Source organism: Agaribacillus sp. DX54 (assembly GCF_056858335.1).
In genome coordinates, this window is record NZ_JBXEQE010000018.1 from 63,962 (window position 1) to 86,063 (window position 22,102).

19 protein-coding genes and 1 pseudogene are annotated in these 22,102 nt (G+C 44.3%); 7 read left to right on the top strand and 13 right to left on the bottom strand.

Annotated features, from left to right (window positions below; genetic code table 11):
- Nucleotide 1 precedes the first annotated feature (1 nt).
- From AC04NP_RS18455 to AC04NP_RS18470, 4 genes are all read right to left on the bottom strand, one after another.
- Nucleotides 2–1,489 carry a xylulokinase gene (locus AC04NP_RS18455; RefSeq protein WP_482861405.1) on the bottom strand — a complete coding sequence of 496 codons (1,488 nt, stop codon included), beginning with the start codon at nt 1,487–1,489 and terminating at the stop codon, nt 2–4.
- Between the two features lie 23 nt (nt 1,490–1,512).
- On the bottom strand, nt 1,513–3,774 hold the full coding sequence (locus AC04NP_RS18460; protein WP_482861406.1) for a xanthine dehydrogenase family protein molybdopterin-binding subunit: 2,262 nt from the start codon (nt 3,772–3,774) through the stop codon (nt 1,513–1,515).
- A 168-nt stretch (nt 3,775–3,942) separates the two neighbouring features.
- Complete coding sequence (locus tag AC04NP_RS18465; protein WP_482861407.1) at nt 3,943–4,257, bottom strand: hypothetical protein; 315 nt, start codon at nt 4,255–4,257, stop codon at nt 3,943–3,945.
- Nucleotides 4,258–4,659: 402 nt separating this feature from the next.
- Nucleotides 4,660–5,280: a hypothetical protein gene (locus tag AC04NP_RS18470; protein ID WP_482861408.1), complete on the bottom strand. Its 621-nt coding sequence runs from the start codon at nt 5,278–5,280 to the stop codon at nt 4,660–4,662.
- 352 nt (nt 5,281–5,632) lie between these two features.
- Here AC04NP_RS18470 and AC04NP_RS18475 point away from each other — a divergent pair, with 352 nt between their 5' ends.
- The 3 genes from AC04NP_RS18475 to AC04NP_RS18485 all read left to right on the top strand — a co-directional run bounded on the left by AC04NP_RS18475 (nt 5,633) and on the right by AC04NP_RS18485 (nt 6,962).
- Complete coding sequence (locus AC04NP_RS18475) at nt 5,633–5,929, top strand: hypothetical protein (RefSeq protein ID WP_482861409.1); 297 nt, start codon at nt 5,633–5,635, stop codon at nt 5,927–5,929.
- 70 nt (nt 5,930–5,999) lie between these two features.
- On the top strand, nt 6,000–6,401 hold the full coding sequence (locus AC04NP_RS18480; RefSeq protein WP_482861410.1) for a hypothetical protein: 402 nt from the start codon (nt 6,000–6,002) through the stop codon (nt 6,399–6,401).
- Nucleotides 6,402–6,482: 81 nt separating this feature from the next.
- Nucleotides 6,483–6,962, top strand: coding sequence for a vanadium-dependent haloperoxidase (locus AC04NP_RS18485; protein WP_482861411.1), 480 nt, complete (start codon nt 6,483–6,485; stop codon nt 6,960–6,962).
- Between the two features lie 11 nt (nt 6,963–6,973).
- On the opposite strand, the gene AC04NP_RS18490 is transcribed toward AC04NP_RS18485, so the two are convergent.
- Nucleotides 6,974–7,333: a winged helix-turn-helix transcriptional regulator gene (locus tag AC04NP_RS18490; protein WP_482861412.1), complete on the bottom strand. Its 360-nt coding sequence runs from the start codon at nt 7,331–7,333 to the stop codon at nt 6,974–6,976.
- A 103-nt stretch (nt 7,334–7,436) separates the two neighbouring features.
- Between AC04NP_RS18490 and AC04NP_RS18495 the strand changes: the two are divergent.
- Nucleotides 7,437–7,888: pseudogene (locus AC04NP_RS18495) on the top strand (DUF3291 domain-containing protein).
- On the opposite strand, the gene AC04NP_RS18500 reads toward AC04NP_RS18495, so the two are convergent.
- Together AC04NP_RS18500 and AC04NP_RS18505 are read right to left on the bottom strand one after the other, a co-directional pair.
- Entirely contained in the window at nt 7,875–8,807 is a 933-nt protein-coding gene (locus AC04NP_RS18500) for a LysR substrate-binding domain-containing protein (protein ID WP_482861413.1), read from the bottom strand. The pseudogene AC04NP_RS18495 and the gene AC04NP_RS18500 sit on opposite strands and share 14 nt — an antisense overlap.
- A gap of 238 nt (nt 8,808–9,045) precedes the next feature.
- Nucleotides 9,046–12,327: a VPS10 domain-containing protein gene (locus AC04NP_RS18505; protein WP_482861414.1), complete on the bottom strand. Its 3,282-nt coding sequence runs from the start codon at nt 12,325–12,327 to the stop codon at nt 9,046–9,048.
- A 130-nt stretch (nt 12,328–12,457) separates the two neighbouring features.
- Between AC04NP_RS18505 and AC04NP_RS18510 the strand changes: the two genes are divergently transcribed.
- Nucleotides 12,458–13,261 carry a class I SAM-dependent methyltransferase gene (locus AC04NP_RS18510; protein WP_482861415.1) on the top strand — a complete coding sequence of 268 codons (804 nt, stop codon included), beginning with the start codon at nt 12,458–12,460 and terminating at the stop codon, nt 13,259–13,261.
- Between the two features lie 130 nt (nt 13,262–13,391).
- On the opposite strand, the gene AC04NP_RS18515 is transcribed toward AC04NP_RS18510, so the two are convergent.
- Entirely contained in the window at nt 13,392–13,607 is a 216-nt protein-coding gene (locus AC04NP_RS18515) for a hypothetical protein (protein ID WP_482861416.1), read from the bottom strand.
- Between the two features lie 7 nt (nt 13,608–13,614).
- A complete protein-coding gene (locus AC04NP_RS18520) occupies nt 13,615–13,749 on the bottom strand; it encodes a hypothetical protein (RefSeq protein ID WP_482861417.1) in 135 nt (44 codons plus the stop codon).
- 966 nt (nt 13,750–14,715) lie between these two features.
- Between AC04NP_RS18520 and AC04NP_RS18525 the strand changes: the two genes are divergently transcribed.
- Complete coding sequence (locus tag AC04NP_RS18525; RefSeq protein ID WP_482861418.1) at nt 14,716–15,312, top strand: 3-keto-disaccharide hydrolase; 597 nt, start codon at nt 14,716–14,718, stop codon at nt 15,310–15,312.
- Nucleotides 15,313–15,393: 81 nt separating this feature from the next.
- Here AC04NP_RS18525 and AC04NP_RS18530 read toward each other — a convergent pair whose 3' ends face one another.
- From AC04NP_RS18530 to AC04NP_RS18545, 4 genes are all read right to left on the bottom strand, one after another.
- On the bottom strand, nt 15,394–16,674 hold the full coding sequence (locus AC04NP_RS18530) for a Gfo/Idh/MocA family protein (RefSeq protein WP_482861419.1): 1,281 nt from the start codon (nt 16,672–16,674) through the stop codon (nt 15,394–15,396).
- 252 nt (nt 16,675–16,926) lie between these two features.
- The gene (locus tag AC04NP_RS18535) at nt 16,927–19,266 is read right to left on the bottom strand and encodes a S9 family peptidase (protein ID WP_482861420.1); all 2,340 of its coding nucleotides are present in this window, start codon (nt 19,264–19,266) and stop codon (nt 16,927–16,929) included.
- Nucleotides 19,235–20,053 carry a M90 metallopeptidase family protein gene (locus tag AC04NP_RS18540; protein ID WP_482861421.1) on the bottom strand — a complete coding sequence of 273 codons (819 nt, stop codon included), beginning with the start codon at nt 20,051–20,053 and terminating at the stop codon, nt 19,235–19,237. Before AC04NP_RS18540 ends, AC04NP_RS18535 begins: the two co-directional genes overlap by 32 nt.
- Before the next feature lie 63 nt (nt 20,054–20,116).
- Nucleotides 20,117–21,013, bottom strand: a complete 897-nt coding sequence (locus AC04NP_RS18545; protein ID WP_482861422.1) for an AraC family transcriptional regulator — start codon at nt 21,011–21,013, stop codon at nt 20,117–20,119.
- A gap of 160 nt (nt 21,014–21,173) precedes the next feature.
- Between AC04NP_RS18545 and AC04NP_RS18550 the strand changes: the two genes are divergently transcribed.
- On the top strand, nt 21,174–22,100 hold the full coding sequence (locus AC04NP_RS18550) for a dihydrodipicolinate synthase family protein (RefSeq protein ID WP_482861470.1): 927 nt from the start codon (nt 21,174–21,176) through the stop codon (nt 22,098–22,100).
- Nucleotides 22,101–22,102 lie beyond the last annotated feature (2 nt).

Here is a 22,102-nt window from a genome sequence, read left to right on the forward strand (position 1 = left end):
GTTATTTAAATATTTTTTCCAAATCATTTCTCCAAACCCGGTAGGCATCCCGATAGATGCCCTGGTTTTTATCCGGACCAAAACGGCTAATTACTTTTAAATCCTCATTGGCCTCCCTGAGGTCCTGATAATAACCGGGAGCGATACCGGCGGCCTTGGCGGCTCCTACGGCACCGGTTGTATCAAGCACCTCGATATCACAATTCAATAAACTGGCTACTGTCTGTGAAAAGATCTCAGACTGAAACAGGTTGTCGTTTCCTACCCTGATCAACTGAATGTCAAGGCCCATCTCCTTAAGGATGTCAATGCCATAAATAAATGAAAAAGCTATCCCTTCGAGGGAAGCCCTGACCATATGGGCTTTTTTGTGCCGGTTAAAGTTAAGATTCACAAAGTGGGAACCTATATTCTTGTTGCCCAGAATCCTTTCGGCACCATTGCCAAACGGGATAATTCTTAACCCATCCGAACTGACCGGAACGGCCTGTGCCATCTTTTCCAGTTCCTCGTAGGTGGCGCCGTTTTGCGTCATTTGTTTTTTGATCCAGCTATATTGTATCCCTGCCCCATTTATACAGAGCAAAATACCGATTCTCGGCTTTTCAATGGTGTGATTGACATGTAAAAAAGCGTTTACCCGTGATTCGGGATCATAGACAGGTTTGTTGGTTATGCCATATACAACACCTGATGTTCCCCCGGTAGCAGCTATCTCTCCCGGTTCCAGCACATTGAGGCACATGGCATTGTTGGGCTGGTCACCGGCACGGTATGTAACCGGTATTCCGGCACTCAGGCCCAGAGCCGCAGCCGCCTGCTCCGTCAATTCCCCATGGTCGCCACAGGAAGCTACCACCTCAGGGAGCATATCTTCTGAAATGCCATAGTAATCAAATAAAAACGAAGCCGGTTTATTTCCCTTAAAATCCCACATAATGCCCTCAGACAATCCGGACATGGTGGTCAAAATCCTGCCGGTCATTCTCATGGCGATGTAGTCGCCCGGAAGCATGAATTTGTCCACCTTTTCATAGATTTCCGGTTCATTTTCTTTAACCCATTTTAGCTTGGAAGCTGTGAAGTTCCCGGGTGCGTTTAACAGTGACTCCAAACACCGCTTTTCCCCCAGGTTGTGAAAAGCTTCATCGCCTATTTCGATCGCACGGCTGTCACACCAGATTATAGAAGGTCTTAACGCTTTTTTCTCATTGTCTATGATCACCAAGCCGTGCATTTGATAGGCGATGCCAATCCCTTTTATTTCGCCAGGATTGATCTGGGGGTTGGCCGCTAACAGTTTGTGTGTAGCCTTGCCAAGGTTTTCCCACCAGGTATCAGGGTGCTGTTCGGCCCAACCCAGAGCCGCAGAAGCAATTTCCATTTCGGTTTCCGGATGTTGAACCACATCCACGGTTTGTCTGGTTTCAATGGCCACCAGAGCAGCTTTAATGGAAGAACTGCCGATATCGTATCCTAATAAATACATTTGAATAAAAAATTAACTATTAACTAGGTTAGACTTACCGGTAACTTCCTGGCCCTTTTGCCTGTGGCTGCGTAAATAGCATTGCAAAGTGCCGGGATATAGGGGGGTACAGGTGGTTCTCCTACGCCGGTAGGCTTCTCCCGGCTGTCTGCCAAATGTACCTGAATGTCATAGGGCCCATCGGGCATTCTGGCCAATGGGTAATCGTGAAAATTACTTTGTTCGACCTGTCCGTCTTTTACCGATATCTGGCCTTTTAAGGCTATACTCGTACCAAAAATAGCACCGCCTTCAAACTGTGACCTTACCCTGTCGGGATTTACCGGTACACCACAATCCACCGCATAATGTACTTCGGGTATTGAAATCTTTCCATTGTTATCAACAGATACTTCTACCACACAGGCTACATAGGTCAAAAAGCTCCGGTGAACGGCAAACCCTTGTCCTCTCCCCGAAGGCAGGTCTTTTCCCCAACTTGATTTTTCCTTTACCATATTGATTACATGCCTTAAACGACCCGTGTTAAAAGGGAAATCTTCCAGTTTTTCATTATAGTTGAAAAAGTCTTTTACCAAGTCATTAAAGTTAATATGGCGATCCTCTCCCAGTAGTTCCAGGGCGTTGTCGATAGGATCGACCTTTCTTGCCTCGGCCACCTCGTCAAGCATACTGCCGATGGCAAAAGCATGCTGAATATTGGCCACAGACCGCAGCCAGCCAATCCTGATTTGCGCTTTGGCTTCATGGGTCTCCAGGCGTATAGCGGGTATGTTGTAGGGAAAATCGACAAAACCCAAACCCAGCTCAAAAGAAGGTTCCTTTACATCGGCACTGGCCGTTCCACCTATCGGTGGAAACACCGTCTTATGATTCCACCCTAACACATCGTTGTTGTTACCCAGCGCTACTTTTACATGCTGCACACTATTAAAGTGATAAAAATCATGTTGAATGTCATCCTCTCTGGTCCAGATTAGTTTGACCGGCCACTGACAATTTTTGGCGATAACTGCTGATTCCACCACAAAATCGGGCTTCGACTTTCTGCCAAAACCCCCTCCTAAAAGCGTAACATGGATAGTAACGTCTTCTTCCTCTATTCCCAACGCCTCGGCCACTACTCCCTTAGCCCATTGAGGATGTTGGGTAGGTGCCCATATTTCACATTTGCCGTTTTCCATTTTAGCCAACGCACATGGAGGCTCCATGGTAGCATGGGCGTAGTGGGGAACACTATAGGTGGCTTCTACCATCTTACCGGCAGCTTTGAGCGCTTTTTTTATTTCGCCTTGTTCACGTTTAATATTTCCGGTTCGTTTGGCATCGGCTTCCATTTGCTGCGCAAATTTGTGCGAGTCATATCCGGCATTCACACCATAATCCCACTCGATTTTCAATACCTTTCTCCCTTGCATCGCCGCCCAGGTATTGTCAGCCACTACTACTACCCCACCCAGGGGATTGTGGAAATTGGTGGGAAACCCAGGGGAATCAAGCGTAAATATTTTCTGTACACCTGGCACTTTCAAAGCCTCACTGTCATCCACACTCACTACCTTGCCACCGGCCACAGGACATCGTTGTATCATAGCGATTTTCATCCCTTCCACCCTGGCATCCATACCATAAACAGCCCCTCCGCTGACCATATCATGGAGATCCACGATAGGCAACCCTTTGCCGATGTATTTGAATTCAGACGCCGGCTTCAACCGAATATCCTCTTCCCGGGGCAATTCCAGTAAAGAGGCTGCTTCGGCCAGTGCCGCAAAGCTCAGTTTTTTACCTGATGTTTGATGAATCACCTCGCCGTCTTTTGCTTTGCAGGTGGCTACCTCCACATGCCATCGATTCGCCGCTGCCTGCTCAAGCATCATTCTGGCTACCGCACCAGCTTTTCTCATAGGCATGTAGAACATTCGGATAGAAAACGAGCCATCGGTATTTTGGTTACCGTAGACTTCCTCGTTACCCACTGCCTGTTCTATTTTCACTTTTTGCCAGTCTGCCTCCAGCTCGTCAGCAACGATCAAAGGTAAACCGGTACGCACGCCCTGACCCATCTCCGAACGATGCGCAACAATGACCACCTCGCCGTTTCCTTTTATGTTCAGATAAACATTGGGTTTGAATGCTGCATCGGAATAAAACTCTTTTTCCCGGGGCCCGCAACCTATCTGCATCCCCAACATAATGCCTGTAAATCCTATGGAGGTGTTTTTCAGGAAACTTCTGCGATCCAGCTTTAGAATGGATGGGGTGTTTTCGACAGTTTTCTTCATAAGGTGGTATAGCTATTATCCAGTAATATCAGATCGATGATCTAATTTAAAAAAGATAATTGTAATTGTTGATTATTTATCACCAAAAAGCATAAAAAAATGGCCATTCATGGGGTTGAATGGCCATTTGATTATTGGTCTATTAGTTTATAAAAGGATTGACAAACGTTAAAAATTCATAGTAACTCCCACACTGCTGGCATTGGCATAATGCAATGGCAACGTAGCAGGATGATCAGTTGATGGTTCGGTAGTAGGATTAACACCAGAAAATCCAGGATCAATCACCGGTGCCGGGCTCATAAAAGTTCTGTCGTTAGGATCAGTATCTATAAAGTTGGTCTTACCACCCTGAACTTTATATTCGCCACCAGCCCTCGAATAAAACTTTTGCGCAATTCCATCATAGCTAAGTAACAAAAGAGACAAACAAAATAATGTTATACCTTTATTCATTTTTTTTGTAAGTTTTCCTAATCCCATAATATCCAAATCATTTTGTTCCTTAATTGGCGGCCAAATTAGTGCATTTGTTATATGAAGCGTTAAAAATTACCTGCAGTTCATGACATGTGTCTTTTTCCCTTTAGATTCAAAATACCCCTTCGAGAAAACATCAGAAAAAATCGATTACCTCGACCTTTGTTCTGTATTTATCACTGGAAGTCAACAATAATGATTTTTTATCGGAAAAACCGAATGTGTCAAATCCGGTACAACCTTACATAATACTGCGTAATCTTTACCATAACAGCTATTTATGACATCAGGCAACAGAAAGTTTGTCAGAAATGGACTTCATCTCCTAAGAATTTTTTATTGCACCCGGGAAAAGGAAAGTATCATGCAGAAAGTAAAATGTCCTTGCTGGAGTGGAAATGCGGATTATTCCGTCAATTTCCCATGGAAGACACTTACCTTGGAATTAAACGGGTTTCCGGATGACCTCCGGAACGAGACTACTTGTCCTACATGCCAGATGGCATCTGCTATAGGACCATTTATGAGATTCCAAAAAGGAAATTCAGTGGTTTTTTCACCGCTTCCGTAAACTATCTTAAAATCCTCTACCTCATGGCCTCCATGCGCCTTTAGCAAATCACTCGCCCTTTTAAAGTTTTGCAGGGTTTTGGCCCTTTTTTGCTCAAAAGTAAGGTGCTTTTCATCCGGGCCCGGTTCATTGGCTTTTTGGTCAGAGGCATTCACAATTACTTTCGAAAGACCATGTATGTGATCCAGGGTTTCCATAGATGATCTGGCCTGTGCATTGGGCCTGAATTTCAAATCCTCTTCCCTGAGCCCTTCGGTAGCCCAATAATACCTGAAACCAAGCGCATCTATCATACGGGCTGCTACGGTGCCCGGAGTATAAGTCTCCGGATAGGAAGGAATCTGGTAGTAAGGTAGTTCTTCGCCGGATGTAGCCTTTTCCAGGTTATTATTTTGTGCCGCTGCTTGTGCCATTGTAAAAAAGGAGAAAACAAAAAGTGCAAAACCGTGTTTCATAGCGTTCGATCATTTAAAATTAACTTGCTAAATTTAGGTAATTCATCTCTAAAAATTTGCAAAAGACCACCCTATGTGTTCCCGATTACAATTCCGTATAAAACCGGAATCAAAACTCAAAAATTTCGTAAAAAACATTAAAGCATAGGCTTCATTACAAACCTTCAAAAAGATATTATAAAAGATAAACAAGTAATTATCATCGGTAGCAACAATAAACCCACTCCATTTTCATTCTTCCCATTGTTATTTTAATTGCCCCCGGGTTACCTGCCTCTAAAACCATCATAAAACCTAAAAGGCATTTACCAGTGGCTGACTGGTTGTTTTTTGAAACAGGACTATTTACATCATGCACTTATTCCTGAAGTATACCAAATTATTCTTCGAAAGACTATTGTTGCCGGCAATTTACTTTCTGATATTATTATCCCTGTTAAGCTGTCAACGCAAGACAAGAACCTCTGAAACCATCAACAGGCGGGTATTCAAGCATCTGGACAATAATCTGGTCATAGCACTTAATCATCTCACTTATACAATCGCCAATGAGCATGACTATTTTCTGTCATTCATTGGTGTCAGGGCATTGACTATGACGCATTTGGCGATTCATGATGCTTTTAACGCCATAGAGAACAACTTATGAACCTTATGCTTACAAGGGTTCACACCCTCAGGCAGATCCTACCGCTGCGGCTGCTCAGGCTGCCAAAACAGTGCTGTCGGCAATATACCAAGACAGGTCAGATACCATAAATCTGATCTGCGACCAGTGGCTCGCCACCATAAAAGAAGGAACCGCAAAACAATTGGGACTGGAACTCGGAAGTTTGTCTGCCCGGGCTATCATAAAAATGAGAGCAGGCGACGGGCATGAAAAACAAGGAGATTACACGCCAATGACCAAACCGGGAGATTATCAGTACACGCCGGAATTTGACTGGGTCTGGAAACCCGATTTTTCCTATGCAAAACCATTTACACTAGACTCGGTCACACAATTCAGATCCCCCGATCCCCCTGCGTTAAACAGCAAAAAATATGCTGACTCATACAATGAGGTGAAAACGTACGGCGCCAGGAACAGCAAAGTAAGATCAGAGGATAAAACCAACTAGGCCCATTGGTGGGCAGAATTTGCAGAGCATAGTTGGAACAGAATTGGGAGGATCACCGCTAAAGAACGAAATCTGGGCGTATTGGAAACAGCCAGGATGTTTGCGTTGATCAATATGAATATTTATGATACCTATCTTGTTTCATTTGATAGCAAATACCATTATGATACCTGGCGCCCCTACACTGCGATCAGGGCGGGAGATCAGGATGGCAATAAGCGCACGGAGGCAGATCCCGCTTGGATACCTGAGATGCTGACCCCGCCCTGGCCTGAATATCCTTCGGCCCATGCGGCGGTGGGAGGGGGTGGTGCTGAGATCATTGCATATGTGTATGGAACGCCGGAAGTCATTTTTACGATGGAGTCCATAACCGCCCTGCCAAATGCCAGAACACGAACATACACCAACGTGTTCGATGCTGCATTAAAATGCGCGGAATCCAGGATCATGAATGGATTTCATTTCAGGTTTGCTACTGATGAAGGGTTGAAACAAGGCATGAATGTCGCCAATCATGTATGCAGAAATTTTTTAAGGCCTGTTTCCGGGGGAGGATGATACTAAAGCTGTCAACGCCGGGGCCAGGAAGTAGTCATCTCCTCGGTTGAACAAACATGGGCCAGATTCTCAACGCCCCACCGGTTTAACTCCCTGAACACAGCTTGTAAAGCTTTGCCTTTTTCCGAGATGGCGTATTCCACCCTCGGCGGAATGGTGGGAAAGGATTTTCTTTCAATCAACCCATCTGCATACAGCTCTTTCAAATGTTGGGTCAGCATTTTGCGGCTAATATCAGGGATCAGGCGTTGCAGTTCTCCATACCTCATATTGCCCTTAAACAAAAAGCTCAGGATACAGGGTTTCCACTTGGCGGAAAAAACTTTTAAAGTTTCTATGACGGCACATCGCTTATTCGGGTTCATACTCATAATTGATACTTTTTAGTTCCTTTGGGAGCAAAAAGTAACTACTTGATTTGCTCCGGTAATCTCTTTTACTTTAGCTATTCGAATTTAATCATTATATCATGCAATGTATCATTTGGCGCAATTGAATATCGGAAAACTGAAGTACCCCATCGATCACCCTGAGATTGCCGAATTTGCCAATAATCTGGACAGAATCAATGCCCTGGCTGAAGCGAGTAAGGGATTTGTCTGGCGGTTCAAAGATGAATCGGGCAATGCCACGGACATTCTGCTTTCGGTGATCCGTTGATCATCGTTAATATGTCTGTATGGGAAACTTTAGAGGATTTGAAGGCATTTGTCTTCAAATCCGGTCACATGCAAATCCTCAAAAAACGCAACCTTTGGTTTGAAAAGATGCCTTCGGCCCACATGGCCTTGTGGTGGATCGAAAAGGGACACCTTCCCACAATAGAAGAAGCCAAAGAGCGACTAAAAAACCTGCAGGAATCGGGAGAGAGCCCGGTAGCATTTACATTTGGCAGACCATTTCCACCAAATATTACCGCCACTTGACGGTTACAAAACGATTGTTTTTCCTGAAGCTTTCCGGTGTAAACTTGAGAATGGACTTTCTCAGGGAGGTGATCAGATTTTCTTTTGTGAAACTTTTATGCACCACAATACTCACTTCCCTTGCCGGTTCCGGCTCATTAAACCTGCGGGTAAAGTCTCCATCCGGATACGGGTCAAATGATAACTCCGGTATCAGGGTGTATCCGGATATCTTTTGAATCATCCTTTTTAATGTCTCCAGCGAGCCTCCTTCAAAATGGATATTTCGCTGCGTTTTCGATTCCTCCCGGTTGGCACATATGTTTAAAATCTGATTTCTGAAACAGTGACCTTTTTCCAGCAACCATAAACCGTCCTTGTCCATATCTCCCAAATTTACCCTTTGCTCCTTCAGCAATTCACTGTGTTTATTGGCATACACCAGGAAAGGTTCGTAAAAAAGGGGAATTTCTCTTAAGGACGATTCCTCCAGGGGCGTGACCAGAATGCCCAGATCCAGTAAGCCATTTTGCAAACCCTCTATAATACCGTCACTTTGCCATTCCTTTATTTCAAGATTCGTTTGTGGAAATTGTTGGGAAAAGTCAGCCAGAAAAAGCGGCAACAGGTATTGAGATAACGACGGTATGATGCCTATCTTAAACGTTCCTTGCATGTCGGATTTTTCGTCACTGACCAGTTGCTTGAGTTGTTCGACATCTCTTAAAATCTGTCTGGCCTTGCTGATAAAAACCTGTCCCATGGGGGTAGGCTTCATGGGCTGGACCGACCGGTCAAATATTAACAAGTCAATTTGGTCTTCCAGCTTTTTTACTTGCAGCGTGAGGGTAGGTTGCGCTACAAAACAACTTTCTGCCGCCTTTACAAAATGCCTGTGGGTGTCAAGTGCCACGACATATTGTAACTGTTGTAAGGTCATTTATTTTTTAAATATTGATTAAAGAATTATCTATTTAATAAATATACCCATTATGCCCTCATTTACAAAAAAAACTTCGACATAAACAGATTTTTCCCCTTATCGATGATGATGTACTTCACGAGAGTCGCGATAGCACAGCAAATGACCACCAACACTCAACATTATCCCATCCACCCACATCTCCCTCCCCCCCATACAAGAAAACACCCTCAAACCCACACCCACACTTCAAACTCTATCTCCCTATACCCTCTGTCCACGGAGCCCCGGCTTGCTGTAGCGCTTTTTCCATATTTAAAATGTCCACGGTCAGTATTTTTTGTAACTGCCGCTGGATTTCGGAGAATTGGGTTTGAGCGATTTCCAGGCTTCTTTTGTGCATGGGCGTAGGGCCGTAGGTTGCATTTGTGGTACCCAAATAGGCCACACCTAACCTTTGTTGCACCGTGGGCTTACCCTTTTCCCCGATTTGTTGCTTGGTGCGGTTACCATTTAATTGTTGGTCCAGATCCAGCAGGCTCATTCTCAAATGATATAATTGGGCATCCAGTTCACCTGGAACGGCCATAGCACGGGACAGGGCTTCCTGCATAACTTTCAATTTATCCAGCCCTTTTCCCACCTGCACGGTTGCAGCAGAAGTAGCTTTTTGCAAACCTTCAATTTCACGCCAAAAAGCCACTGTTTCTTCAGGAGAAGCACCTTCCAGTGCGCCTTTCCTCAGGCGTTCTACCTCAAAAGTCCCGGGTGCTGCCAAGGGGGAAATGACCCCGTTGACTTCTTTGAAAAGTGAAACTGTGTAAGTGCCCGGGCCAGCCATTAAACCCCGGGGCTGATTGTCTTCATCTTCAGTCCGGATTTGATCCATGGTAATGGCCTGCGAAGCGGGATACCGTAAATCCCAGGCTACACGGTGAAAGCCTTTTTTGATAGGCCCTTCCAGTCGTCTGACAACATTTTCCTGATTGTCCTTCACTACCAGCCATATTTTGGGTGATGGTTCCCTTCTCTCGGCTTCCAATGCCTCCCAACCCGGAAAGGGAATATTTTTACCGGCTTTGTTAAGTGCTTTTTCCGCTTCTTTCCTGATCTCTTTTTTTGATTTCAAGTCATCTTTCAGATAGTAAGTAAATACCGCGCCAAACGGAGGATTAGGTGCCACGTAGTAAGAAGCACCCTGCGAAGCTTTTTCGCTGCCTCCCAGCACGATCCGGGGGATGTACCACCAGGCCTTTCGGGTAGCAAACAGTGAAGCTTCCTGCTGTAGCTGGGACTCCGACACCTCTCTCAGTAGGCTGTAGTCATCCAGCACAAAAAAGCTACGCCCGAACGACGCTCCAATTAAATCGTTTTCCCTCCGCTGGATGGCCAGATCCCTGAAGGAGATGGTGGGGACATCACCCATAATCTTCATCCACTCAATACCGCCATCCAGGGTGAAGTAAATGCCAAACTCGGTAGCGGCAAACAGCAGTTCCGGCTTAACATGATCTTGTACCAACCGCCAAACCAGGGTGCGGTCCGGAATATTACCTGTGATGGAACGCCAGCTTTTGCCACGATCGGTACTTTTTAAAAGATAGGGTTGCAGATCACCGAATTTATGGTTGTCAAGTGCCACGTAGACCGTATTCACGTCGAACAGATCGGCTTTGATATCATTGGCAAAAGCTGTCGCCGGTACGCCTGGCAGACTGCCTGCCTCTATCCTGCGCCAGCTCTGCCCGCCGTTTTCGGTCACCTGAATGATGCCGTCGTCGGTACCGGCATAAATGAGGCCCTCCTGTTTAGGAGACTCGGCAAGGGAAGTTATCGTATTATAATTAGACATAGCACTGACGTCCCAGGGCTCGTCCCAGCTTTGGGTTTTACCCATAATCGGCAATGAAACGCGCTCCTGATTACGGGTAAGATCACCGCTTATAGCGGTCCAGCTATCCCCGCGGTTATCGGAACGCCACACTCTTTGGGAAGCAAAATACAGACGGGTGGGAGCATGGGGACTCACCAAAATAGGGGAATCCCAGTTGAAACGTTCATAATTTTCATCGGCCTCGGGCTGGGGTTTAATGTACACGATTTCACCGGTAGTCCGGTCGACCCGTACCAAATTGCCCTCCTGCCACTCCGAGTACATAATATCGGGATTGCCCGGCTCGGTAGCCGGCTGATGACCATCGGCAAACAGGGTGATGTACCAGTCTGCATTGCGGATGCCATGTACATTATCCGTTCTGGAAGGTCCGCCATGCGTATTGTTATCCTGTGTGCCCCCATAAATGTTATAAAAGGGCTCTGCATCGTCGACAGCCACTTTGTAATATTGTGTAACAGGCAGATTATTGATAAAACGCCAGTTTTCCGAAAGATCGAAGCTTTCATAAAGGCCACCGTCAGTGCCCACCAATAAATAGTCCGGGTCATCTTTTTTGAAGGCTATGGCATGATTATCAGAGTGTTTATGGTCTTCTTTCATCCGGTAAAAGGTTTTACCTCCATCTTCAGATACCTGCATACGGACATCTACCAGGTACAGCCTGTCAAAATGATGCGGTGAGGCATAAAGCTCCTGGTAGTAGTGTGGTCCGGTAGCTCCTGACACGGCATCAGATCTTTTTTCCCAGGAAGTGCCGCGGTTCATAGAGCGGTAAACCCCTCCGGTACGCCTGTCCAGCTCTATAGCAGCGTACAGGATATCGGGCTTTTGTGGTGAAATCGCCAGGCCAATTTTACCCATATTAGAAGCGGGCAATCCTTTGGAAAGCCTGGTCCATGTCTCCCCACCGTCAGTACTGCGATGGATGCCGGAGCCAGGCCCTCCCCCCATGTAAGCAGCAACATTCCGGTGACGCTGCCAGGTGGCAGCATATAACCAGTCCGGGTTGCGGGGATCAATAACCACATCGGTTACCCCGGTCCATGCATCGTCACCCAAAACCTTTTTCCAGTTTTCTCCACCATCGCTGGATTTGTACAGACCCCGTTCGCCACCTTTTGACCATAAAGGCCCCTGAACAGCCACCCATATAACCGCCGGGTTTTCAGGATGAATAATAATTTTTGAGATGTGCTCGGAATTTTTCAGCCCCATATTTTTCCAGGTAGCCCCTCCATCATCACTTTTGTAAATCCCGTCCCCGTAACCCACATGTCTGCCACCCACATTTTCGCCGGTTCCTAACCAGATAATATGAGGGTTATTGGGATCAATAGTAATGCAGCCGGTGGAATAAGACCGGTGATTATCAAAAACCGGCTTCCAGGTTATGCCCGCGTTTTTGGTCTTCCACACTCCACCGGAGCCTACGGCTACATACCAAACGTGTTCATTTTCAGGATGTATGGCAATATCTGCAATACGACCCGACATAAACGCGGGACCGATGTTACGCATTTTAATTCCCATAAAGAGACTATCGGACATTAAGCTTTCGATGCCTTTTTTCTGAGCTTGTGAATGAAAAGCAAAGAGCATTACAAAGGCAATTAACAGGTAAAAATGGTATAGTTTTTTCATTTTGGTAGCGGGTGTTTAAGGTTAAAAAGGTTTTTAAACATTTATTTCAGCCAGATAAACAAATTAACGGAATCCTTTTTTAAATTTAAAGTGAATTTCAAGGGCCTTTCACCACTTTAACCAAAGATCGATGACGGTCACCACCAAAACAAACCCGGGTGCATTTCAGTCTTTTCCCAAAACTACCTTGAGAAAAATTTTATCCAAAACATATGCCCGCCTCAGGCAGGGAGATGTACCCGCTGTGATTAACGGTCTGGTTGCCGATAGCTCAAACTGGCTTATCCAGTCTCAGAAGAAACCGAGATATTACTGCAACTTATGCGAGCGACAGCTCCCCTATTTTGTCCATTTATCCAATCGGCTAAGAATTAAGTGGCATTCGGTCTGCCCTAACTGTAATTCCAGACCACGCCACCGGGGCCTGAAGGTACTCTACCAGGCAGTCCTGCATAATCTTGATAAACCGGAAGTAATTCACTTTGCCCCGGAGCCGGTTTTTTATCCGCTTTTCCGACATTTGGAAAAAAGCTACCAAACCACAGACTACATACTGGAAGATGTCGATTTCCCGAAAGAAGATATCCAGGCACTAAGCTTTGCAACAGAAAGTTTTGATATGGCCCTTTGTAATCATGTGATTGAACATGTACCTAAAGATGATAAAGCCATCGCCGAGGTTGCCAGGATTTTAAAAAAACAGGGTTTAGCAATTTTTACCATTCCAGGAAACTGGCGCCGGAATAAAACCATTACTTTCAAAGATTTAAGCTTTAACGGACATTTCAGGGATTACGGCATGGATGTGGTCAATTTACTTTCACGCTCGTTCAGTAGTGTAGAAATAAAAGATTTGGCCGACTATAACCATGATTATCAGTTTCCTCTTGGTATTTTAGAAAAAACAAATCTGGCATTTATTTGCAGAAAGTAAAACCTGCTCTCTTCCGTTGTACCTCGTGACAGGGCAATCCAGATTAAACGCTACCACAAGCTGGCTTGTGTTAATCGCCTCTATCATACTACTGAGTTGGGCTGCCTGTGCTTTTTGCCGGGTGATATCTTTAATTAAAAGCCGTGTATGGCAAGTCTTCACCAACGTGTACTTTGCTTAAAGATAAATTGTCCCAAAATTTGGAGCCGTCTTTGCGTACCATTTCCAGGCCCCTGCCTTTTCCCGCTACCTTGTTGATCCCGGTATTCATGTTGGCCTCTACATAAGCGTCATGATTGGCGCGATGTTCCATGGGTACAATCATTTTCACATTTTGGCCCGGCACTTCTTCTTTAATCGTCAGTAATTTGTTCCAATAAGCTTTGTATACAGGATCCTATTTTCTTTCCCGGAAAATTCTGCGCTATTTCCCCACGGATATTTAATGCTGCACTTCCATGATCGATTTCAACACAATTTAATTTCATACTGCGTGCCTGTATGTTAATCCGACAGGTCAAAGATATCAATGATCTATGCAACGGGCATTCCTAAATTGAGGAGTAATAACATAAGTGTAATGTTTCCAATCAATCAAATTTCAATTTTTCCTATTCAATATGCCTCAACTTTTCACCTGCTGCTTTTTTCAAGCAGGAAAAAATCAAAATGCCGGTAAGCCTGTGTATGGCAAAAGACTGATCTGAAATTCGTCAAATCATATTTCCTTTATAATTTGATAAAAAACCTTCATCCGTTCCCGGAACGCCGTACAAATGAAACGCTAAATCATTAGCTATCAGTTTGAAAATCAGCATACTTAACTACTAAGTTCCTAAATCAGCCTAAGTCCAAATAAGTTTAGTCGGCGGAAAACCATCGGGGTCAAATTATTTTACCCGACATAGGAATTACCTGACGCAACATATACCGGTGATTTGTTTGACAATGAACCTCGGGCGGGCATCGACACGCATAAATTGAGCTTCCGGCAACGCCGATGAGGGGCTGGCTACCTGGTTACCTGAATTAAATGGTCTGAGTATAAATACCCGGTAATGAATATAATTGTTTTGTTAGATCTAAAAAAGAGCATATAGTGAATACTATTAAAAATTTCATCTTCAAAATTTTCAAGGCTTTCCGAAGGCAAGCAATTTTGATATTTTATCAAGAAGCTTCTTGATAAAAACAGGTGAAAGTATATGAAGATCAGCCGCTTAAAAGTGTGCAATAATTCCGTATAAAAACTTAAATATGCGTATTTATACCTATAAAATTGAATGGTTGAAATTTTTATTCAAAGCCCGTAAAACGCTCTTCCGCATCTGCTATGGCTTCTATGAAAATAAATACAAATTTTTGAGAAGGCTGGAATTAATGAAGCTTACTTTGTAGATTACATGTTAAACTGAAAGCGCAAAAACCTTATTTTTAACATAAACTTAAGAGCCATGAGATCCAAGTCTTTGATACTAGTAATGTCCTTCATTCTGGCAGGTATTCTCGTAGATTCGCCAGCGCAAAAAATGAAAAAGGTTTTCAACGGGAAAACGCTGGATGGCTGGGCGGTGCCTGAAAATAACATCTGGTGGAGTGCCGGGAAAGGCATACTTTCTGTAAAAAATGGTCCTGACAAAAAAGGCTCCGTTTTATGGACTGAAAAGCAGTATAAGGACTTCGTTGTCCAGACCGACTTCCGGTTCGGTGGAGGTACCGTAGATTCCGGTATATTCCTCCGAAATGACAAACAACAAATCCAGATTGGCATCTCGGGATCGTTAAAACGTGACATGACCGGCTCCCCTTACATTCCGGGGAAAGGCTATCCTGTGGAAGCTGAAGGCGTCAAGGAATTGCTCAAAACCGATGGCTGGAATACCATGAAGGTAGAAGCGAAGGCGAATGTTTATACAGTCTGGCTAAATGGGCAAAAGGTAATGACTTATACGTCGGAAAATGCCATTGAACAAGGCCCGATAGGGTTACAATTGCACCCTAAGAATGAGATGTCCATTGACTTCCGAAATATCAAGGTGGCCGAGATATGATAACTTTAGTTATATGAAAGTCATAGTATGACTTGGAGTCATACTATGACTAGAATTGTATTAATGACTAATTTTATTTAGTCACCCGGGATATTGCCAGTCGCCACGATATTCCCTGCGGAGGAGCTTATTGGCTTCGGCATCACTTGCAATCATTTCATTTTCACCATCCCATTGAATGCTCCTGCCCAGTTTGCAGGAAATCATAGACAGCAGGCTAATGTTGCTGGCGAGGTGCCCTGTTTCAATATCGCTGGCAGGTAATTTATTTTGTTCTATGGCCAGGATAAAGTCTGCCCAGGATTCTTTGATGTTTTGATGATCCGGTGCATGAAGTGTAGGATTCTGATGCACCTTTTCCTTGTTTTTGTTTTTCGGATAAAAAGTCCATCCATCGCGCCAACCCAGGTGCAAAGTTCCTTCGGTGCCATAAAAATAACAACCCACATTGTGGGCTTCATTCAGATTACCGGCACATAGTTTATGTTCCCATTCCAGGGTAAACGACTCGAACTCAAATATTGCCAGTTGTGTGTCCGGGGCATCCGATCCGTCCTGGCGGATGTACCGGTTGCCATGGGAGAACACGTTTCTTGGATACTTTTCCTCGGTCCACCAGAGCACCTGGTCAAACCAGTGGATCCCCCAATCGGCCACGGTGCCATTAGCAAAATCCAGAAATTGCCTAAACCCTCGCGGGTGGATTCCGGGGTTATAATCACGCCAGGGTGCCGGTCCTATCCACATATCCCAATCCAACCCTTTGGGAGGGTCCGAATCAGGGGCAGGTGTGCCAGCACCTTGCTGGTAGTTAACAAAGGCTTTCACCTGAATAATTTTTCCTGCCTTGCCTGATCTGAGGAATTCCATGGCAGAAATATTATGAGGTGACAACCTCCTGTGGGTGCCCACCTGCACTTTGCGGTCATGTAACCTGGCAGCCCTCAAAACTGCCTGTCCTTCGCCAATAGTATGGCCGATCGGTTTTTCAATAAACACATGAGCGCCATTTTCCATGGCCATAATCGCCGGAAGTGCATGCCAGTGATCAGGAGTAGCCACGATGGTGATGTCCGGTTTTTCACGGCTGATGAGTTCCCTGAAATCACCATATATTTTTGGTTTATCGCCGTTTAGTTTTTCTACTTCCCCCCTTGCTGTGGTCGCAGCATTTTTGTCTACATCACAGAGCCCTGCCACCTTGCATCGACCGTAAGCCATTGCTTCCCGTAATATGTTCATACCCCACCAACCACAGCCTACCAAAGCGATTTTATAGGACTGGTTTTGAAAAGTGGCACTGTAAAGTGGTAAAGCTGAAATGGTTAGCCCGGTGTTTTTAATAAAGGTTCTTCGTTTCATAGTAATAATTAACAGAAAAAAAACCACCATTCCAAATCAATATGACATGCAAAACCGGCCAGCCAGCTTTTCACCCTAAAATAACCTGAAGAAAATGCAGGAAGGACAGCGGTAGTTACCATTTTTGTAAAATCTCCCGATAAAAGATCAATGACGCCTAAAATACCAAATCCCGGTATTTTTCGAATACCGGTGATTTCCCTGAAAGACATTAACACCCGGATCGCTCTTCCAAAGCGTTCACCGGAATTTCTATTTTGACAGGGTTTGTTCCCAATCAAAATCCCATATGGGCTCAGCGCCCAAAAGGTGGGCTACAAAGTAATTCCAACGTTTTTTGCGAAAATACTTTGCATGCTGCCCCCGGTATCCATGGCGTTGGCCTGGAAGTATTAGCAAGTCAAACTCCTTATCAGCTTTAACCAGTGCCTCAGCAAGTTTAAACGTGGCAGAAGGATTCACATTGTCGTCCAGACCTCCATGCACCAGCAGCAGGCTGCCTTTCAATTTTCCGGCCATGGTAATGCTGGATTGCAGGTGGTAACTGGAATCCACTGGCCAGCCCATATACATTTCAGGCCACCAGGCCTTTTCCATCCTGAAATCATGATCACCCGAGCTCGCAACAGCCACCTTGTATACATCCGGGAATTGAAGCAGGGCGTGGGCCGCGTCATATCCCCCTGCGGAATGTCCAAAAATTCCTACCTTATCGGTATCTATCCAACTATATTGCCTGCCCAATTGTTCGATGGCCAATACGTGATCGGTCAGATTAAAGCCCATTTGTTTGTAGGAAACGTCATGAAATGCCTTCGATCTGCCGGCGGTGCCCATGCCATCGACCATCATGACAATAAACCCCAATTCCGCTAAGGCCTGATTGTTCCGAGCCAACGTCATGCTGAATGATTTGGGAAACATTTGCGTATGGGGGCCGGTATAGCTATGGTCGATAAGTGGATATTTTTTCATAGGATCGAAGTCGGTTGGTTTCCATAACGCTCCGTAAATCCTGGTTTTATGGTCTCTGCCTGTGGCCTCGAATACCTGAGGGGGACGCCAGTTTTTTGCCAGCAGACGCTTTATATCTGCCCTGGATACTTCAACCAGAATCCTGCCACTTCCGGCATCTCGTAAAACGGAAATAGTGGGAGTTGTTGCCGTAGAAAAATTATCAAAAAAATAGTTTCTATCCGGAGAGAAACTCACCTCATGGTGAGCATCTTCTCCGGTCAGTAGTTTTAACTTTTTGCCGTCTGTAGTTACCCGGTAAAGGTGCTGATGATAGGGGTTTCTTCCTGGTTCTTTACCGGATGCCAAAAAATAAATAATACCCTTTTTCGTGTCAATCTGTTGGACGGTATTGACATAATAGTCCCCCAAACCAATGGGTTTTATCGTCCCTGTTTCCAGATTCAATGTATAAAGCTGTTTCCAACCACTACGTTCCGAAGTAAATATCAATCGGTTCTTTGCTTCGATCAACCAGTAATTAAAATTGTCAATACGGGTATCGCTTGTTTCAGTAATCAGGGTGGTTAATTGATTGGTTTTCAGATCAAGTTTAAGGATATGGGATTTTTGATACCCACGTTCCGAATAATGCGCATAAACCTGTCCCGGTGCAGCAGACCAACGGAAGCTAATACCATTAATATGGGTATTGCGTGGTAAATCAGGAACAATTTCCTTTTTCTGTTCGATATTGTAAAATACCGGTATCATGTGAACCATCGTAGTATCTCCGGGCGAACCCCTGAAGTAGGAGAGCAGCCTGGAGCGGTAAAGCGTGTCTACGCTCCAATCGAGCAAATACATTTTATCCGCATACCTCAGGTCACAAATGCTGGTTTGAATCCATTTGGAATCGGGAGACCAATTGACATAAAATCGCTGAGGACGTTCACCATTTTCACCTTCCATTTTATCAAACCAGCCATAATAGCTGCCGTATTCATAGTTCTTTTTTCCCCGGGTACTCAACTGATACACTTTCCCTGTTTCTGTTGATTTTATGAAAAGATTATAATCTTCGGAATAGGCCACCCATTTGCCATCAGGTGATCGGGATTCGAACAGGTACTCTTCCTTTTGAGGCGCTACGGAAGTAATTGTATGAGCCTCTAAATTAAGTTGGAAAATCTTCCCTTTTACGCTGAATTGAATATGTTCTTTATTAATATAGTCTACAGAATTAAAAGGAAGGTCTGTTGCCTGTATTTCTTCCTTCAAAATAACACGTAAAGCATCCGCCACTTTCTGATGGTCAAAAAGGTGTGACACTTCCAGTGAAGGGAAAGATACTTGATTAAATACCTTGTTCCCCGGCCCATAATGCATGTACCAAAGACCGGAACTATCAGGGTACCAATTGGCGCGAACAAACAGATTGAAGGCTGTTTTATTGTTTATATTTTCCATCAAAAAACTAACAGCCCTGGCATAATCATCGCGGCTTACCTCCTGTCCCCCGGCAGTAAAAGAGGCAATAAGTCCCGCGCAAACGATGAGAAAAAAGCAGCATTTTTTAATGGCGGCGATCATTGTCAAAACAAAATTAATCGCTTGTATAAATGTTCGATTTGGCATGGCAGGAAGGATTGTAGGTGGGCAAATCAAAGAATTCATCGATCAATGCGTATAGTTGGGGGTCATACACCTTCATCTCGTCGGCAGTATTTATATAATTATGCTTGCCATCCGGCTTGGGCACTTCTGCATTGACGCCAAACCAATTCTGTATTCCTTCAGCCCAATATTCATGAATGTTGGTAGCGGCATAAGTGTTTTTATATTTACCGTCTTGCAAGGCAGCATCTAAGGTCGCCTGGAGACGATCATTGAAGTCAGGATAGACGGAGAGGATTCCTATCCCATGAATGGCATGTGCAAACTCATGGATAAGTATGTCTTCGGCATGGTACTTATCTATTTGGTAACATAGCAGGTTTTCCTCTGCGCAGCTTGTTAGCGGGCTTTCCAAAGTCCCACCCAATCCCCTGGCCCTGACATCCCAGTTAAGCGTAGTATCTTTGGCCAAATAGCGGTGTTCAGGCAAATCAGTGGTACCCTCGTATCTGGCCATAATAGCCACTTTGGTGTGGTGTTTTACCAACGCGTCCAATACTTTAGGCACCAAAAATTCCGTCATGGCTGCTACCGTTACTCCCGCTGCCTGAATTGCCTCATCAGGTACTTTGTGCGATGATATAATAGGGATGCCATTAACATTGATATATTTTTTGTAAAACGGATCCAGATGTAACGAGTCAGGGGGCGCTGTGATTTTCCAATTTTTGAAATCATTGTCGATCACTTTTGAACCCGATAACACGAATAGCGTTATGCTGGTTACTAATAATGATAGGGTTTTCATCAATATATGCTATTTTGTAAATTATATGTATCAATTACTACTTCCAATAATACCACGGGTGTTTTAAATCAAGCCACTCTTTAAGGGATGCTGTATCAGATGATGTTTTTTCTGATATCCGGTGGGAGTATATCCTGTAATTTTTTTAAATTTTCTGTTAAAATGCGAGAGATTGTTAAAGCCAACTTTATAAGATGTCTGTATCACTGTCGAATCTTTCTCCCGGAGATAATTGCATGCTTTGCTTATTCTCACCTCAGTCAAAAAATTAACATAGGTCTTTCTTGTTCTATGTTTAAAAAACCTGCAAAAGGCACTGGAAGACATGTTGGCTATAGCAGATACTTCCTCCAGTCCGATCGGCCTGTGATATTGGCTTAAGGTAAATTGGATAACATCGTTTAGTCTTTTACCATCAATTTCCTGCACATCACCGTCGGTGACATAATTGGATAGAAATTTACTATTATCGGTTCTGCACAGGAGGCGAAGCATGATCAAAATTTGTATAAGCTTGTCGAGCCCTTCGACCTGCGTAATATTTTTCAATAGCGAAGAAATCTCCTTTTTGGTGTGCTTTGTGATCTTGAGCCCTTTTTTTGCCCTCTTAAAAAAATCGGATACTTCTCGGGTTTCGGGAATATTAAAAAAATTATTCCCCAATGTTCTGCGGTCCAAAAACACTGAAATCGCTTTGGCCCGCAGGTGGGGCAAATCTTCATAATATATTTTATCACTTCTGAATACGTGTGGAATATTCTCCCCGATAACAAAAATATCCCCGCTTTTGAACTCTCCGATATAATCTCCAAGATATAAGGTCCCGGTGCCCTCTAGAATCAAAGTGATCTGGATTTCCGGGTGCTGATGAAGTGTATCGTAGAAATGTGGCTCATCATCAAACTGAACCAAAAAAGATACATCCTCTGTCCTCGGTATCTTAAAAGGAAGAATTTTCATACAGTTAATATACTAAGTAAATACTATTTTGCACGAATCAATGCCATAAATATTCATTATAGAGCAAAATAGCATGACTATTCGCAAAAATAGTCAAAGGTTTTAATCCATTGGGATACGAAATTTGCAGGGAACTTAACATTTAACTAAATAAATCATGATGAATTGGAATGGTGTTTATCCGGCGATTACAACCAAATTTACAGACAACGATCAATTGGATATTGACAAATTTGGCAAAAGTATAGGCATTCAGGTAGAGGCTGGAGTAGACGGGATTATACTTGGAGGATCTTTAGGTGAAGCGAGCGCATTAAATGAGGAAGAAAAACTTCAGTTACTGACTACGACGCGCTCTGTGGTAGCGGGTAAAGTTCCCGTTATTATGAACATCGCCGAGCAAACCACTAAAAATGCGATCAGACAAGCGGAGAAGGCCCAGCAAAATGGGGCAAACGGTATCATGTTGCTGCCGCCAATGAGGTACAAGGCCACAGATGCGGAAACCGTACAATATTTTAAGGAGGTTGCCAGCGCGACAGATCTGCCTGTCATGATTTATAATAATCCTGTAGACTATAAAATTATGGTGAGCCTGGATATGTTTGAAGCGTTAGCTTCCTGTAAAAATATCGTAGCCGTGAAGGACTCCACAAGGGATACAACCAATGTGACCAGAATGATCAACAGGTTTGGGGATCGTTTTAAAATTTTTTCCGGGGTGGATACGCTGGCCATGGAAAGCCTTTTCCTGGGTGCCCATGGATGGGTGGCCGGTTTGGTTTGTGCATTCCCTCACGAAACCGTGGCGATCTATAGATTGATAAAAGCTGGTAAATCGCAAGAGGCGGTGGATATTTATCGTTGGTTCCTTCCCTTATTGGAATTAGATATCAATCCCCAACTGGTTCAGAATATAAAACTGGCGGAAGTATATACCGGACTCGGAAGCGAAAATGTGCGTCCTCCGAGATTACCTCTGGCCGGTAAGGAAAGGGAACGAGTGATAGCAGTTATAGAACGGGCGCTCGAAAAACGGCCGCAACTACCTGATTACTTAAATTTAGAACCGGCAGCCGCCCAATAGGG

Coding starts and splice junctions, on each gene's coding strand:
- AC04NP_RS18460 (WP_482861406.1), bottom strand. CDS start 3,774: ATGAAGAAAACTGTCGAAAACACCCCATCCATTCTAAAGCTGGATCGC.
- AC04NP_RS18475 (WP_482861409.1), top strand. CDS start 5,633: ATGCACTTATTCCTGAAGTATACCAAATTATTCTTCGAAAGACTATTG.
- AC04NP_RS18455 (WP_482861405.1), bottom strand. CDS start 1,489: ATGTATTTATTAGGATACGATATCGGCAGTTCTTCCATTAAAGCTGCT.
- AC04NP_RS18470 (WP_482861408.1), bottom strand. CDS start 5,280: ATGAAACACGGTTTTGCACTTTTTGTTTTCTCCTTTTTTACAATGGCA.
- AC04NP_RS18500 (WP_482861413.1), bottom strand. CDS start 8,807: ATGACCTTACAACAGTTACAATATGTCGTGGCACTTGACACCCACAGG.
- AC04NP_RS18550 (WP_482861470.1), top strand. CDS start 21,174: ATGAATTGGAATGGTGTTTATCCGGCGATTACAACCAAATTTACAGAC.
- AC04NP_RS18525 (WP_482861418.1), top strand. CDS start 14,716: ATGAGATCCAAGTCTTTGATACTAGTAATGTCCTTCATTCTGGCAGGT.
- AC04NP_RS18490 (WP_482861412.1), bottom strand. CDS start 7,333: ATGAGTATGAACCCGAATAAGCGATGTGCCGTCATAGAAACTTTAAAA.
- AC04NP_RS18545 (WP_482861422.1), bottom strand. CDS start 21,013: ATGAAAATTCTTCCTTTTAAGATACCGAGGACAGAGGATGTATCTTTT.
- AC04NP_RS18510 (WP_482861415.1), top strand. CDS start 12,458: ATGACGGTCACCACCAAAACAAACCCGGGTGCATTTCAGTCTTTTCCC.
- AC04NP_RS18530 (WP_482861419.1), bottom strand. CDS start 16,674: ATGAAACGAAGAACCTTTATTAAAAACACCGGGCTAACCATTTCAGCT.
- AC04NP_RS18520 (WP_482861417.1), bottom strand. CDS start 13,749: ATGAAATTAAATTGTGTTGAAATCGATCATGGAAGTGCAGCATTAAAT.
- AC04NP_RS18505 (WP_482861414.1), bottom strand. CDS start 12,327: ATGAAAAAACTATACCATTTTTACCTGTTAATTGCCTTTGTAATGCTC.
- AC04NP_RS18540 (WP_482861421.1), bottom strand. CDS start 20,053: ATGAAAACCCTATCATTATTAGTAACCAGCATAACGCTATTCGTGTTA.
- AC04NP_RS18465 (WP_482861407.1), bottom strand. CDS start 4,257: ATGGGATTAGGAAAACTTACAAAAAAAATGAATAAAGGTATAACATTA.
- AC04NP_RS18535 (WP_482861420.1), bottom strand. CDS start 19,266: ATGCCAAATCGAACATTTATACAAGCGATTAATTTTGTTTTGACAATG.